Origin of the sequence: Sphingopyxis sp. (assembly GCF_035250425.1) — a bacterium.
Taxonomy (GTDB): Bacteria; Pseudomonadota; Alphaproteobacteria; order Sphingomonadales; family Sphingomonadaceae; genus Sphingopyxis.
Map to the genome: position 1 here is coordinate 1 of NZ_DATFFD010000135.1, position 15265 is coordinate 15265.

11 protein-coding genes are annotated in these 15265 nt (G+C 63.1%); 5 read left to right on the forward strand and 6 right to left on the reverse strand.

The window, feature by feature from the left end; translation table 11 throughout:
• Positions 1-43: 43 nt before the first annotated feature.
• Both accC and VJ811_RS07860 read left to right on the forward strand, forming a co-directional pair.
• Positions 44-1405 carry an acetyl-CoA carboxylase biotin carboxylase subunit gene (gene accC / locus VJ811_RS07855; protein ID WP_324071709.1) on the forward strand — a complete coding sequence of 454 codons (1362 nt, stop codon included), beginning with the start codon at positions 44-46 and terminating at the stop codon, positions 1403-1405.
• A gap of 87 nt (positions 1406-1492) precedes the next feature.
• A complete protein-coding gene (locus VJ811_RS07860; protein ID WP_324071710.1) occupies positions 1493-2857 on the forward strand; it encodes a L,D-transpeptidase family protein in 1365 nt (454 codons plus the stop codon).
• A 205-nt stretch (positions 2858-3062) separates the two neighbouring features.
• Here VJ811_RS07860 and VJ811_RS07865 read toward each other — a convergent pair whose 3' ends face one another.
• Positions 3063-3770, reverse strand: a complete 708-nt coding sequence (locus VJ811_RS07865) for a murein L,D-transpeptidase catalytic domain family protein (RefSeq protein ID WP_324071711.1) — start codon at positions 3768-3770, stop codon at positions 3063-3065.
• A 206-nt stretch (positions 3771-3976) separates the two neighbouring features.
• Here VJ811_RS07865 and arsC point away from each other — a divergent pair, with 206 nt between their 5' ends.
• Entirely contained in the window at positions 3977-4321 is a 345-nt protein-coding gene (gene arsC / locus VJ811_RS07870) for an arsenate reductase (glutaredoxin) (protein WP_324071712.1), read from the forward strand.
• Here arsC and recF read toward each other — a convergent pair.
• Complete coding sequence (gene recF, locus VJ811_RS07875; protein WP_324071718.1) at positions 4318-5427, reverse strand: DNA replication/repair protein RecF; 1110 nt, start codon at positions 5425-5427, stop codon at positions 4318-4320. The genes arsC and recF overlap by 4 nt on opposite strands.
• Before the next feature lie 254 nt (positions 5428-5681).
• Here recF and VJ811_RS07880 point away from each other — a divergent pair, with 254 nt between their 5' ends.
• Together VJ811_RS07880 and VJ811_RS07885 are read left to right on the forward strand one after the other, a co-directional pair.
• Positions 5682-5810, forward strand: coding sequence for a hypothetical protein (locus VJ811_RS07880; RefSeq protein WP_324071713.1), 129 nt, complete (start codon positions 5682-5684; stop codon positions 5808-5810).
• 57 nt (positions 5811-5867) lie between these two features.
• Positions 5868-6047, forward strand: a complete 180-nt coding sequence (locus tag VJ811_RS07885; RefSeq protein ID WP_324071714.1) for a PspC domain-containing protein — start codon at positions 5868-5870, stop codon at positions 6045-6047.
• Between the two features lie 228 nt (positions 6048-6275).
• On the opposite strand, the gene VJ811_RS07890 is transcribed toward VJ811_RS07885, so the two are convergent.
• The 4 genes from VJ811_RS07890 to rpoB all read right to left on the reverse strand — a co-directional run.
• Positions 6276-6470 (reverse strand): type II toxin-antitoxin system HicA family toxin, encoded by a 195-nt coding sequence (locus VJ811_RS07890; protein WP_324071715.1) that lies wholly within the window; start codon positions 6468-6470, stop codon positions 6276-6278.
• Between the two features lie 6 nt (positions 6471-6476).
• Positions 6477-6770 carry a DUF1902 domain-containing protein gene (locus tag VJ811_RS07895; protein WP_324071719.1) on the reverse strand — a complete coding sequence of 98 codons (294 nt, stop codon included), beginning with the start codon at positions 6768-6770 and terminating at the stop codon, positions 6477-6479.
• Positions 6771-7140: 370 nt separating this feature from the next.
• Positions 7141-11427, reverse strand: coding sequence for a DNA-directed RNA polymerase subunit beta' (gene rpoC / locus VJ811_RS07900; RefSeq protein ID WP_324071716.1), 4287 nt, complete (start codon positions 11425-11427; stop codon positions 7141-7143).
• A 55-nt stretch (positions 11428-11482) separates the two neighbouring features.
• Positions 11483-15265: DNA-directed RNA polymerase subunit beta (gene rpoB / locus VJ811_RS07905; RefSeq protein WP_324071717.1), on the reverse strand; the 3783-nt coding region annotated here is incomplete at its 5' end.

The following is a 15265-nucleotide window of genomic DNA, read 5'->3' on the forward strand; positions in this document are numbered from 1 at the left end:
GTCGAATTCGACCAGCCGCTGTTCACCATCGGCTGATCAAAACATGGCCATCGAAAAGCTCCTGATCGCCAACCGCGGCGAGATCGCGCTGCGCATCCACCGTGCATGCCACGAAATGGGCATCAAGACCGTCGCGGTCCATTCGACCGCCGACGCCGACGCGATGCACGTCCGCCTCGCCGACGAGGCGGTGTGCATCGGCCCGCCCGCGGCGAAGGACAGCTACCTCAACATCCCCGCGATCATCTCGGCGGCCGAGATTACGGGAGCCGACGCCATCCATCCCGGCTACGGCTTCCTGTCGGAAAACGAACGCTTTGCTGAAATCATCGAAGCGCATGACATGATCTTTGTCGGGCCGAAGCCCGAGCATATCCGCACGATGGGCGACAAGGTCGAGGCCAAGCGGACAGCGGTGGCGCTCGGCCTGCCGGTCGTTCCGGGCTCGCCCGGCGCGGTCACCTATGGCGACGAATGCCGGAAAATGGCCGAGGAAATCGGCTATCCGGTACTGATCAAGGCCGCCTCGGGCGGCGGCGGACGCGGAATGAAGGTCGTTCCCGACGCCGATAGCCTCGAAAGCCTGATGGGTCAGGCATCGAGCGAAGCCGCGGCGGCATTCGGCGACCCGACCGTCTATATGGAGAAATATCTCGGCAACCCGCGCCACATCGAATTCCAGGTGTTCGGCGACGGCCGGGGCACCGCCATCCACCTCGGCGAGCGCGACTGCTCGCTGCAACGCCGCCACCAAAAGGTGCTCGAGGAAGCGCCCTCGCCGATCATCTCGGCCGACGAGCGCGCGCGCATGGGCAAGGTGTGCGCCGACGCGATGGCCGCGATGCAGTATCGCGGCGCCGGCACGATCGAGTTCCTGTGGGAAAATGGCGAATTCTTCTTCATCGAGATGAACACGCGCATCCAGGTCGAGCATCCGGTGACCGAAATGATCACGGGTTTCGACCTCGTCCGCGAACAGATCCGGATCGCCGGCGGGTCGGATTTGTCGGTGAAACAGGAAGATCTGGAATTCCGCGGCCATTCGATGGAATGCCGCATCAATGCCGAGGATCCGCGCACTTTCATGCCCTCGCCGGGCAAGGTCACCAATTATCACGCCGCGGGCGGCATGCATGTGCGCGTCGATAGCGGGCTCTACGCCGGTTATTCGATCCCGCCCTATTACGACAGCATGATCGGCAAGCTGATCGTTTACGGCCGCACGCGCGAAAGCTGCATGATGCGGATGCGCCGCGCGCTCGAGGAAATGGTGATTAGCGGCGTGAAGACGAATATCCCGCTCCACCAGGCGCTGCTCTCCGACCCCGACGTCATCCACGGCGACTATACGATCAAGTGGCTCGAGGAATGGCTGGCAAAGCAGGATGAAGCTGGCGCCGCTTAACCTCAATCCGTCATTTGGATTGAACTGCGCCGAACCGTGCGCCACGTCACTTTATCTGTGGATGCTTTTTGGCTATGGCCCTTAATCATGGTCAAAAACTCCCCCTTTTCGGCGCGTCCTGCTGCGGCGCTTTTCCTCCCGCTGAGCCTGCTCGCGGTGCCCGCTTTCGCACAGCCGGGGGTCAAGGAGGATTCGGTGATCCTCCAGCCCGACAAGGTAAAGGACGACGCCCCCGTCGTCGAAACCGCGGCCGAGGCGAATTTGCCGAGCTGGTCGAAGCAGAATGCCGAGGCGCTGCTGGTGTCGATCGAGGGCGTCGGCGCCGAAGGCCTGTTTCCAAAGGATTATAGCCCCGATGCGCTCGCCGCCGCGATCATGAGCGGCGATCAGGCACGGCTCGACAAGACCGCGACCGACACCTTCCTGCTGCTCGCGACGCATCTGCGCGACGGCCGCACGCCGAACGCGGCGCGCAAACAATGGTTCATGGTCGACAGCGACGGCGACAGCGAGCCCCTGCTGTCGCTGCTCGCCGCGGCGCTCGGCGCGGGCACCGTCAGCGAGACGCTCGCGACGCTCGACCCCGTGCATCCCGATTTCGCGGCGCTGAAAGCGTCGCTCAAAAAGGCAAAGACCCCCGCCGACGCCAATGCGATCCGCGTCAACATGGAACGCTGGCGCTGGATGCCGCGCGCGCTCGGCGAACGTTACGTGGTCAGCAACGTCCCCGAATATCTGACCCGCGTCGTCCACGGCGGCACGATCATCGCGACGCATAAGGCCGTCGTCGGCAAGTCGGCGACCCCGACACCGCAGCTCAACCCGATGGCGACCGGGATCATCGTCAACCCGACCTGGACGCTGCCGCGCAGCATCATCAACGAAGGCATCGGAGCAACGATCGCCCGCAATCCGGGTTCGGCGCGCGCGCAGGGCTATACCTGGACGGGCAGCGGCAAGACGCTGTCGGTCGTGCAAAAGGCCGGGCCGGGCAATGCGCTCGGCGTGATGAAGATGGAGATGCTCAATCCGCACGCCATCTATCTGCACGACACCCCGTCGAAGGGCGCGTTCGCCGCCGCGGTGCGCGCGTTCAGCCATGGCTGTATCCGCACCGAACGCGCGCTGCATTTCTCTGGCCTGATGGCGGTGATGTTTGCAGGGAAAAGCCCCGAGGAATTCGGCGAAGCGATCGCCAGCGGCGAAACGACGCGCTTCGGGTTCGACAACCCCTTCCCCGTCTATGTCGCCTATTGGACCGTCGTTCCCGACGGCAAGGGCGGCGTGAAGAAGCTCGCCGACATCTACGGCCGCGACGCGCCCGTCGTGGCGAGCTTCGCCAAGCCCGGCCGCCCGACCGCGACGATCATCGCGCCGACCCCGCCGGCTGTCGTCCCGACGGTGACCACGACCGCGCGGGTAACGACGCCGGGGACTAGCGGGATTTATTGAAACGGCGCTAACGACCGATAGCGGCCGTTAGATCCTCCCTGTGCCGCAGGCACGGGGAGGTGGCAGCGCGAAGCGCTGACGGAGGGGTTATTGGCGCTGCCGTCGCGCCCCCTCCACCACGCCCTTCGGGCGCGGTCCCCCTTCCCATCGCAAGTCGATGGGGAGGATTATCAACGACAGCTAACCACCCCAAAGGACGCTAGGCCTAATCCGCTGTCGTCGGCAACTTCCCGCTGAACGACCCCGCGCGCCGCAAATTCTCCATACCCGGAAGCGGATCGGCCGGCGGCAGCTCGAACGGCTTGGGCATCGGCGGCGGCAGGCTCAGCCGGTCGGCGAACAGCAACCGCCCCGGCCCGAGCTTGTAGAGGATCATCGGCAGCAGCTCTTCGCCGAACACGAAACAGCCTTCGCTGCGCCCCAGCTTGCCCTGTGTCGCGATCAGCGCCGGGTCGGCGTACCACGCGCCATGCACGACGATCGCGCGCTGGTCGGCGGAATAATTGTCGGGCTCCAGCCCCGCGAGCCGCATCGACGACCCGTTGGCGCCCCAATAATAGTCGCCGGTACGGTACGCGCCGCGCGAGGTCGCGAGCGATCCCATGCGGTTCGAAAAACTCTTGAGCCAGCCGTCATGCTGCGGGTCCGAACCGCGCCCGTGCGTCACTGGGAACATCTCGACCTTGCCCGCGACCATATCGACCAGCGCAAAGCGCGGGCGCGACGACGGCAGGCCGAAATCGACGACGCCGACGCGGTCGCTCTGCGGGATATTGCGTCCCTGCATCGCGAGTTGCTTCCTCGCCACGGCCAGATAATCGACCGGCGGCGGCAACGGCGCCACCGGCTGTTGAATCCAGCCCGGGAGTTGCGCGCGTGCAGGCACGGCGGCCATCGCCCCCGCCCCAGCCATCGCTGCCAACATCGCCCGTCGATCGATCAATTCATTCACTTGCAACCCAACCCCGCATTGGCCGCCTTTACCGGTCCTCGACTTTGCATAAGTCGTGTGTTGGCCGCAAAGGCAAGCTGGTGGTTCCCCTTCATGCGGGAAGATGTGCCATATATGCCATGAATAGCGAGTTTACGCTGCTGTAAGGCTACGTTAGGACACGCCCTATGAACGCGACCATCTGGCACAATCCCGCTTGCGGCACCTCGCGCAAGACGCTGGCGATTCTTCAGGAAACGCCCGGCGTCGAACTGACCGTCATCGAATATCTGAAAAATCCCTACAGCGCGGACAAGCTGCGCCAGCTGTTCAAGGATGCCGGTCTGACCGCGCGCGACGCGCTGCGCCTACGCGGCACCGACGCCGAGGAACGCGGATTGAAGGACGCAAGCGACGACGCGATCATCGCCGCGATGGCCGCCAACCCCGCCTATGTCGAACGCCCGTTCGTAGAAACCGAAAAAGGTGTGCGCCTGTGCCGCCCGCAGGACCGCGTGCACGAAATCCTCTAGCCCGTCGCGATCCGCCCGCCCGCTATCCGGAAGCGCGTCACCGGCCCCGGCATGTCGTCGAACAGCGCCGCCTCGGTCCCGGTCAGCCACACCTGCCCGCCCTGCCCCGCCAGCCGATCGTAGAGCGCGCCGCGGCGCAGCGGGTCGAGGTGCGCCGCAACCTCGTCGAGCAGCAGCACGGGCCTTTGCCCGCGCGCGCGCGCGACGCTGTCGCTGTGCGCGAGGACGAGCGAGAGCAGCATCGCCTTTTGCTCGCCGGTCGAACAGCGCGCCGCCGCGCGGCCCGTTGCAGCGTGGATGGCGGACAGGTCGTCGCGGTGCGGCCCGGCGGTCGCGCGCCCTGCCGCGGCGTCGATCCGCCGCCGCGATGCGAAGAGCGTTTTCAGCGCCTCGACGTCGTACGGCGCCGTCCGCGCGGCGCCTTCGCTGTCGACCAAAGTCAACAGCGGGCGCGCGAAGGGCGCATCGGGCTGTCCGGCCAGCTCGGCGGACAAGCCCGCGAGCATATGCTGGCGCGCCGCATCCATCGCCGCGCCATGCTCGGCGAGCTGGGCCTCAAGGCTCGCCAGCCATTGCTGGTCGGCTTGGCCAATATCTGAGAGCAGCTTGCTCCGCGCGCGAAGCGCCGCTTCATAACGGTTGCTGTGCTGCGCATGACGCGGATCGAGCGCCAGCACGAGCCGGTCGAGGAAGCGCCGCCGGTTGCCCGCGGTCTCGACGAACAGCCGGTCCATCGCGGGCGTCAGCCACAAAACTGCCAGCCAGTCGCCCAGCGCGGTCGCCGCGGCGGTCGCGCCGTTGATGCGCACGATCCGCCGCCCCGGCTGCGCGGCCTCGATCCCTGTGCCGAGCGCCACCGGCGCCAAATCCGCGCCCGCCTGAACCTCGGCAAAGACGGCAAAGCCGCCGCTCGCGCCGTCGCGCACCATATCGGACAGCGCCGCACGGCGTAGCCCGCGCCCCGGTGCAAGCAGCGAGATTGCCTCCAATATATTGGTCTTGCCCGCGCCATTGTCGCCGTAGAGCGCGACGAGCCCCGGGGCGGCCGCCATGTCCGCGCCGGCATGATTGCGAAAATCGGTCAGCGAAAGGCGGGTCAGCGTCATCTGCTTTGCGCCTACCCCAGCCTTCAATTCGGCGCCAGCCTCCAGCAAAGGCGTCATCCCGGCGAAGAGGTGGGTGATATTTTTCCGACTAGCGGGAATTTTCACCATCTTGGCGTATTTTTCACGACGAAATAATCTGTCGCCAACCTGAAAACCCCGCTTAACCGCCAATGAATGAAATTGGCACGCTCCCTGCAACAGTGTCGGCATCCACCGGATGGCCCGGAATGGAAGGTTCAAGGAAGGAAAATATCATGGCCCATTTCAATGTCGACTCGTTCAAGAGCTACGCGATTGCCGCTGTTGCCTCGCTTTACTGCTCGATGATGCTCCTCGCTGCTGCCGGCCCGAACGCTGCGCACTTTGGCGGACTGGTCGCCTGACCAGTCGCCGTACCTCGCCAATAACGCCGGCCTGATGCCGGGATCGAAAGGAAAGAAATGAAACAGGGTTTTCGCAAGAATCGTCGCGACGGGATGATCTTCGGCGTGTGCGCCGGGATGGCAGACCAGTTCGGCATCGACGTCTTGTGGACGCGCGTCGGCTTCGTCGCCTTGACGCTCTTGGGCTTCGGCCTGCCTCTGCTGCTGTACCTCGCCGTCGCGATCCTCGCGCCTTAAGGACAGAGCCAAGGGCCGGGCGCTTTCGAAGCGCAGTCGCACCGGCCCGTACATTCCCAGAACCAAGGGCTCACCGGCCACCCCGGTGGGCCCTTTTCTATTCGTTGGCTAATGATCGAGCATGGACGCCGGGCCTTCGTCTTCCGACACGCCCACAAAACCCCGCCAGATTGCTCGCTCGGGGTTTGGTGAGTTAGAAACGGTTTCGGAATTGGCCAGTCGGGCCGATCAGAAAGCCTTGTCGATACCGGCGTCTTCGAGCGAGCCGTTCGCCGTGTGCTTTACTTCCACACCCTTATCGACCGTGAAATTCCGGTTGGTGATCGGGCTGTACCATATTTCATGGTCGCCTTTTCCCTGCCGGACGAACGTACAGCCATTCGCCTTCAAAATTTTGATAATGTCACGATAATACCCCGCCACGCAGGGTCACGCATACGCGGGCCGAAGTGGGCTATCGAATACGGGGCGCACAGCGGGGCGCTTCCACTCAAGCTCTGAGCGGCAGTTATAGGCATCGGGCTTCTGCGCTCGACACGTCGCAACGATCTCGTCGAGGTTCAGCTCGACAAGTTCGGGCACTGCTAGTTCGATACGTGCAATGAGGTTTAGCGGATCAGCATCTTCGAGGCGAAGGCCCGGTACATCTGATTCTGCGACGTACCAGCGACCGGTTTCCTCGTCGCACGCGATATGGACTTTCAGTTCGAAGGTTTCTTCCATCAAAATTTCGCTCCGTCGGTCTCGCCGCCCCCGGAACGCATCCAGTATCCTGCCAATTCCCATATGATCTCCGCATCCGCCTTTTCAAGCGCCCCTGTCAATGCGTTGATTCGCATGTTTCACGTACACCATTCCATGCGTTCACGCATAGTATCATAATATGCCCACCTTTATGACCCATTAATCGGAGCGTTTACTCCGTACTCGTCTGCGTTCATCAGCGTCAGTCAATCAGCCGAAATCCAACATCGCAACCTATATCGCCACAGAGCGAACTTCCGTTCACCCCACTCCAAAACCGCCAAAGAAAAAGCCCCGCCGGATCGCTCCGGCGGGGCTTATTTCTGTCAGGTCCGAAAGACCGAGGGGCTTATTCCTCGCCTTCGCCTTCGGGGCGCTCTTCGACCATCACATCGTCGGTCGTGAAGTCTTCGCCCTGGACCTTGCCCAGCGGATCGTCGCCGATCGCCGCCTCGGGACCCTGTGCCAGTTCGGCTTTATGCTCTTCGGCGGCGGTCGCCGGGGCGATCAGATGCTCCTGGTTCGCGGCGCGCATCGCGGCACGAAGCGCCGCATCTTTCGACGACGCGGTGACGCGGACGCGGTTCATGGCAGCGCCGGTGCCCGCCGGGATGAGGCGGCCGACGATGACATTTTCCTTGAGGCCTTGCAGCGAGTCGATCTTGCCCTGCACCGAAGCCTCGGTGAGAACACGGGTCGTCTCCTGGAACGATGCCGCCGAAACGAAGCTGCGCGTCTGCAGGCTCGCCTTGGTGATGCCGAGGAGGACCGGACGGCCCTCAGCGGGAACACCATTTTTCGGCAGCTTGGAGTTATATTCCATCATCTCCAGATAATCGAGCTGTTCGCCCGGCAGCAGCGTGGTGTCGCCGCCAGCGGTGATCTCGACCTTCTGCAGCATCTGGCGAACGATCACCTCGATGTGCTTGTCGTTGATCTTCACGCCCTGCAAACGGTAGACTTCCTGGATTTCCGCGACGAGATATTCGGCCAGTGCTTCCACGCCCATGACGTCGAGGATGTCGTGCGGGTTCGGCGAACCGCTGATCAGCGCATCGCCGCGCTTGACCTGGTCGCCTTCCTGCACTTCCAAGACCTTCGACTTGGGAATGAGGTACTCGATCGGATCGCCTTCTTCCGGAACGATCGCAATCTTGCGCTTCGCCTTGTAATCCTTGACGAATTCAATGCGGCCGCTGATCTTCGCGATGACGCTGTTGTCCTTCGGAATGCGCGCTTCGAACAGCTCGGCAACACGCGGCAGACCACCGGTGATGTCGCGCGTCTTCGACGCTTCGCGGCTGACACGCGCCAGAACGTCGCCCGCCTGCACTTCCTGCCCGTCCTCGACCGACAGCATCGTGCCGACCGCGAGCAGATAGCGTGCCGCTTCGCCCGACTGATCGTCGAGCAAGGTCAGGCGCGGCTGAAGGTCTTCCTTCTTGGCGCGGCCCGCCGAGCGATACTCGATCACGACGCGCTGGGCGATGCCCGTCGCTTCGTCGACCTGTTCGATCAGGGTCTTGGTGTCTTCCAGATCCTGATACTTCACGACGCCCTGCTTTTCGGTGATCAGCGGCATGGTGAACGGATCCCATTCGGCAATCCGGTCGCCCTTCTTCACCTTCTCGCCGTCCTTGTGCAGGATCTGCGCACCATAAGGCAGCTTGTGCGATGCGCGCTCGCGGCCTTCGCTGTCGATGATCGCGATTTCGCCCGAACGCGACAGCGCCAGACGGCGGCCACGCTGGTCGACGATCGTCGCCATGTCGCGATATTCGATCGTACCGTCCGAAATCGCTTCGGCGTTCGACTGTTCGTTGACCTGCGCCGCACCACCGATGTGGAAGGTACGCATCGTCAGCTGCGTGCCGGGTTCACCGATCGACTGCGCGGCGATAACGCCGACAGCTTCACCGATGTTGACCGGCGTGCCGCGGGCAAGGTCGCGGCCATAGCATTTGCCGCACACGCCCAACGTGGCTTCGCAGACCAGCGGCGAACGGATCTTGACCGACTGAACCTCGGCGTCTTCGATCCGCTGCGTCGTCGGTTCGTCGAGCAACGTGCCCACCGGCGCGATGACATTGCCGTCCTTGTCGACGACGTCTTCGAGCGTGGTGCGGCCGAGGATGCGTTCGCCCAGCGAGGCGATCGTCGAACCGCCCTGGATGATCGCACGCATTTCCATACCGCGGGTCGTGCCGCAATCTTCCTCGATCACGACGCAGTCCTGCGACACGTCGACCAGACGGCGGGTCAGGTAACCCGAGTTCGCCGTCTTGAGCGCCGTATCGGCCAGACCCTTACGCGCACCGTGCGTCGAGTTGAAATACTCGAGAACGGTCAGGCCTTCCTTGAAGTTCGAGATGATCGGCGTTTCGATGATCTCACCCGACGGCTTGGCCATCAGGCCGCGCATGCCGGCGAGCTGCTTCATCTGCGCCTGCGAACCACGGGCACCCGAGTGCGCCATCATATAGATGGAGTTGATCGGGGCCAACCGGCCCGTCTTCGGATCCTTCGGCTCGGCGCGGATTTCGTCCATCATCGCGTTCGCGACCTTGTCGCCACACTGCGACCAGGCGTCGATCGCCTTGTTGTACTTTTCCTGCTGCGTGATCAGGCCGTCCTGATACTGCTGCTCGAAATCCTTCACCAGCGCGCGGGTTTCGTTGACCATGCCTTCCTTTGACTCGGGAATGATCATGTCATCCTTGCCGAAGGAAATGCCGGCCTTGAACGCGTTGCGGAAGCCCAGCGCCATGATGGCGTCGGCGAACAACACGGTCTCTTTCTGGCCGGTGTGACGATAGACCTGATCGATCACGTCGCCGATTTCCTTCTTGGTGAGAAGGCGGTTGACGACGTCGAAGGGCACGGTGTGCGACTTCGGCAGGCATTCACCGATCAGCATGCGTCCCGGGGTGGTTTCGAAACGCTTCTGATACTCATTGCCCTGCTCGTCGGTCTGCGGGACGCGGCTGATCACCTTCGAGTGCAGCGTGACCGCACCGATGTGAAGCGCCTGATGCACTTCGGCCATGTCGGCGAGCAGCATGCCCTCACCGGGTTCGCCCGGGCGCTCCATCGACAGATAATAGAGACCCAGCACCATGTCCTGCGACGGAACGATGATCGGCTTGCCGTTCGCGGGGCTGAGGATGTTGTTCGTCGACATCATCAGCACGCGCGCTTCCAGCTGCGCCTCGAGGCTCAGCGGGACGTGGACGGCCATCTGGTCACCGTCGAAGTCGGCGTTGAACGCGGCGCAGACCAGCGGGTGAAGCTGGATCGCCTTGCCTTCGATCAGCACGGGTTCGAACGCCTGGATGCCGAGGCGGTGAAGCGTCGGGGCGCGGTTCAGGAGGACCGGGTGCTCGCGAATGACTTCGTCGAGGATGTCCCAGACTTCCTTGCGTTCCTTCTCGACCCACTTCTTCGCCTGCTTCAGGGTCATCGAGAGACCCTTGGCGTCGAGGCGCGCGTAGATGAATGGCTTGAACAGTTCGAGCGCCATCTTCTTCGGCAGGCCGCACTGGTGCAGCTTGAGTTCGGGACCGGTCACGATGACCGAACGGCCCGAATAGTCGACGCGCTTGCCGAGCAGGTTCTGACGGAAGCGGCCCTGCTTGCCCTTGAGCATGTCCGAGAGCGACTTCAGCGGACGCTTGTTGGCGCCCGTGATCGTGCGGCCGCGGCGGCCGTTATCGAACAATGCGTCGACGGCTTCCTGAAGCATGCGCTTTTCGTTGCGGACGATGATGTCCGGCGCGCGCAGCTCCATCAGGCGCTTCAGGCGGTTGTTGCGGTTGATCACGCGGCGATAAAGATCGTTCAAATCCGACGTCGCGAAACGGCCGCCGTCGAGCGGCACCAGCGGGCGCAGTTCGGGCGGGATGACCGGCACGACTTCGAGGATCATCCACTCGGGACGGTTACCCGATTCGATGAACGATTCCACGACCTTGAGGCGCTTGATGATCTTCTTGGGCTTCAGCTCCGACTTGGTCGTCGCGAGATCTTCCATCAGATCGGTGCGTTCCTGCTCCAGATCGAGATTTTCGAGCAGCACGCGGATCGCCTCGGCGCCGATACCGGCCGAGAAGGCGTCTTCGCCATATTCGTCCTGCGCGTCGAGCAGTTCGTCTTCGGTCAGAAGCTGGAACTTCTCGAGCGGCGTCAGGCCGGGCTCAAGAACGATATAGGCTTCGAAATAGAGGACGCGCTCGAGCTGCTTGAGCTGCATGTCGAGCAGCAGGCCGATGCGCGACGGCAGCGACTTCAGGAACCAGATGTGCGCGACCGGCGCGGCGAGCTCGATATGGCCCATGCGCTCACGGCGGACCTTGGTCACCGTGACTTCGACACCGCACTTCTCGCAGACGATGCCCTTGTATTTCATGCGCTTATACTTGCCGCACAGGCATTCATAATCCTTGATCGGGCCAAAGATGCGCGCGCAGAACAGGCCGTCACGCTCGGGCTTGAACGTGCGGTAGTTGATGGTTTCGGGCTTCTTGATCTCGCCGAACGACCACGAGCGGATACGCTCGGGGCTCGCGATGCCGATCTTGATCATGTCGAAGGTTTCGGGCTTCGCGACCGGGTTCATGAAGTTGGTAAGCTGGTTCATATTCTAAGCTCCACTCTTCCCCCCTCGCCGCGGGCGAAGGGGGTGAGGAAAATCATTATTCGGCGGCTTCGGGAAGGGCGTCCGGAAGATTGTCGGGATCTTCTTCCGCATAGGAAGAGAGTTCGACATTGAGGCCCAGCGAGCGCATTTCCTTGACGAGCACGTTGAAGCTTTCGGGAATGCCGGCCTCGAAGGTGTCGTCGCCCTTGACGATCGCTTCGTAGACCTTGGTGCGGCCGATCACGTCATCGGACTTCACCGTCAGCATTTCCTGCAGCGTATACGCCGCGCCATAAGCCTGCAGCGCCCACACTTCCATTTCACCGAAGCGCTGGCCACCGAACTGCGCCTTACCGCCCAGCGGCTGCTGGGTGACAAGCGAGTAGGGTCCGATCGAACGCGCGTGGATCTTGTCGTCGACGAGGTGATGCAGCTTCAGGATATACATATATCCCACCGTCACCTTGCGGTCGAAGCGGTCGCCGGTGCGGCCGTCATACAGATCGACCTGACCCGACCGGTCGAGACCGGCGCGTTCCAGCATCGCCGACACGTCGCCTTCGCGCGCGCCGTCGAACACCGGGGTCGCGAAGGGCACGCCCACCGAAAGATTGCTGGCGAGTTCGACGACTTCATCCGCGCTGCGCGCCTTGATTTCGTCCGCATATTCATCGCCATAGGCCTGAAGCAGCGCTTCGCGAACCGCCTCGGGCGGAGCTCCCGCCTCGGGGTCGGGGTTCGCCATGCGCCAGTCCTCGAGCGCCGCGGTGATCCGCTGACCGAAGCCGCGCGATGCCCAGCCGAGGTGCGTTTCGAGGATCTGCCCGACGTTCATGCGCGACGGCACGCCCAGCGGGTTGAGCACGAAATCGACGTGCGTCCCGTCTTCGAGGAACGGCATGTCCTCGATCGGCAGGATGCGGCTGATGATGCCCTTGTTGCCGTGACGGCCGGCCATCTTGTCGCCCGATTGCAGCTTGCGCTTCACCGCGACGAAGACCTTGACCATCTTGAGCACGCCGGGGGCGAGTTCGTCGCCGCGCTGCAGCTTTTCGACGCGATCTTCGTACTTCGCGCTGATCCGCTTGATCGCGTCGTCATACTGCGCCTTGATCGCTTCGAGGGCGGCCTGGGCATTGTCTTCGACAACCGCCAGCTTCCACCAGTCGCCGCGGTCGAGGTCGACGAGCATCTCTTCGGTGACGACATCGCCCTTCTTCAGACCCTTGGGCACTGCGCTGGTCGCCTGACCGACGAGCAGTTCCTTGAGGCTCGAGAAGGTCGCACGGTTGAGGATCGCGCGTTCGTCGTCGGCATCCTGCTTCAGACGTTCGATCTCTTCGCGTTCGATCGCGATCGCGCGTTCGTCCTTGTCGATACCGTGACGGTTGAAGACGCGGACTTCGACGACCGTGCCCGACACGCCCGGCGGCAGACGAAGCGAGGTGTCGCGCACGTCGCTGGCCTTTTCACCGAAGATCGCGCGCAGCAGCTTTTCTTCCGGCGTCATCGGCGATTCACCCTTGGGGGTGATCTTGCCGGCCAGAATGTCGCCGGGGCCGACTTCGGCACCGATATAGACGATGCCTGCTTCGTCGAGGTTGCGAAGCGCTTCCTCGCCGACGTTCGGGATGTCGCGCGTGATGTCTTCCGGCCCAAGGCGCGTGTCGCGTGCGGTGACTTCGAATTCCTCGATGTGGATCGAGGTGAAGACGTCGTCCTTCACGATGCGTTCGCTGATGAGGATCGAGTCCTCATAGTTATAGCCATTCCACGGCATGAACGCGACGAGCACATTCTTGCCGAGCGCCAGTTCGCCGAGTTCGGTCGACGGACCGTCGGCGATGATGTCGCCCGCGCGGACGATCTCGCCCACCTTCACCAGCGGACGCTGGTTGATGCAGGTGTTCTGGTTCGAACGCTGGAACTTCTGGAGGCGATAGATGTCGACGCCCGACTTGCCGGGCTCGACCATATCGGTCGCACGGATAACGATACGCGTCGCATCGACCTGATCGATCACGCCGCCGCGGCGCGCCGCGATGGCCGCACCCGAATCGCGGGCAACGGTTTCTTCCATGCCCGTACCGACGACCGGAGCTTCGGCGCGGATCAGCGGCACAGCCTGACGCTGCATGTTCGAACCCATGAGCGCGCGGTTGGCGTCATCGTTTTCGAGGAACGGGATCAGCGATGCAGCGACCGAAACGAGCTGCTTCGGCGACACGTCCATCAGCGTGATCTGATCGCGCGGCGCCATCAGGAATTCACCCGCTTCGCGCGCCGAGATCAGCTCGTCGATGAAGCTGCCGTCGGGGTTGAGGTCGGCGTTCGCCTGCGCAACCGTGTGCTTCTGCTCTTCCATCGCCGAGAGGTAGACGACGTCGTTCGTCACCTTGCCGTCGATGATGCGGCGGTACGGGGTTTCGATGAAGCCGTACTTGTTGACGCGAGCGAAGGTCGCCAGCGAGTTGATCAGACCGATGTTCGGGCCTTCGGGCGTTTCGATCGGGCAGATACGGCCATAGTGCGTCGGGTGAACGTCGCGGACTTCGAAGCCCGCGCGTTCGCGCGTCAGACCGCCCGGCCCGAGCGCCGAGACGCGACGCTTGTGCGTCACTTCGGAGAGCGGGTTGGTCTGGTCCATGAACTGGCTGAGCTGCGACGAGCCGAAGAATTCGCGAACCGCGGCGACGGCGGGCTTCGCGTTGATCAGGTCGTTCGGCATCACGGTCGACACGTCGACCGAGCTCATGCGCTCCTTCACCGCGCGCTCCATGCGGAGCAGCCCGACGCGATACTGGTTTTCGAGCAGCTCGCCGACCGAACGGACACGACGGTTGCCGAGGTTGTCGATATCGTCGATTTCGCCCTTGCCGTCCTTCAGGTTCACCAGTTCCTTGACGACGGCGAGGATGTCGTCGCTGCGCAGCGTGGTGACCGTGTCCTCGGCCTCAAGGCCAAGGCGCATGTTCAATTTCACGCGGCCGACGGCCGACAGGTCATAGCGCTCGGGGTCGAAGAACAGGCCGCCGAACAGCGCTTCCGCGGTTTCGCGCGTCGGCGGTTCGCCGGGGCGCATCACGCGATAGATGTCCGAAAGCGCCTGGTCGCGGTCTTCGGCCTTGTCGGCCTTCAGCGTGTTGCGGATCCAGGGGCCCGTGTTGTTGTGGTCGATGTCGAGCAGGACGAGCTTGTCGAGACCCGCGGCGTCGATCTTTTCGAGATTGTCGGCGCTCACTTCGTCGCCGGCTTCGATGTAGATCTCGCCGGTCGACTCGTTGATGAGGTCATAGGCCGAGTAACGGCCGAAGATTTCCTCGGTCGGGATGAGCAGCGTGTCGAGACCGTCCTTCGCTGCCTTGTTGGCAAGGCGCGGGCTGATCTTGTGGCCGGCGGCGAAGACGACTTCGCCGGTCTTGGCGTCGACGACGTCGAACGCGGGCTTCGCACCGCGCCAGTTTTCGACGACGAACGGCACTTTCCAGCCGTTTTCGGCGCGCTCGAAGACGAGGCGGTCATAGAAATGGTTGAGGATTTCCTCGCCCGACATGCCGAGCGCGTACAGCAGGCTGGTGACCGGCAGCTTGCGCTTGCGGTCGATGCGGACGTTGACGATGTCCTTGGCATCGAATTCAAAGTCGAGCCACGAACCGCGATACGGGATGACGCGCGCAGCGAACAGGAATTTGCCCGACGAGTGGGTCTTGCCGCGGTCATGGTCGAAGAGCACACCCGGCGAACGGTGCATCTGCGACACGATGACGCGCTCGGTGCCGTTGACGAAGAAGGTGCCGTTCTCGGTCATGAGCGGCATGTCGCCCATGTAAACGTCCTG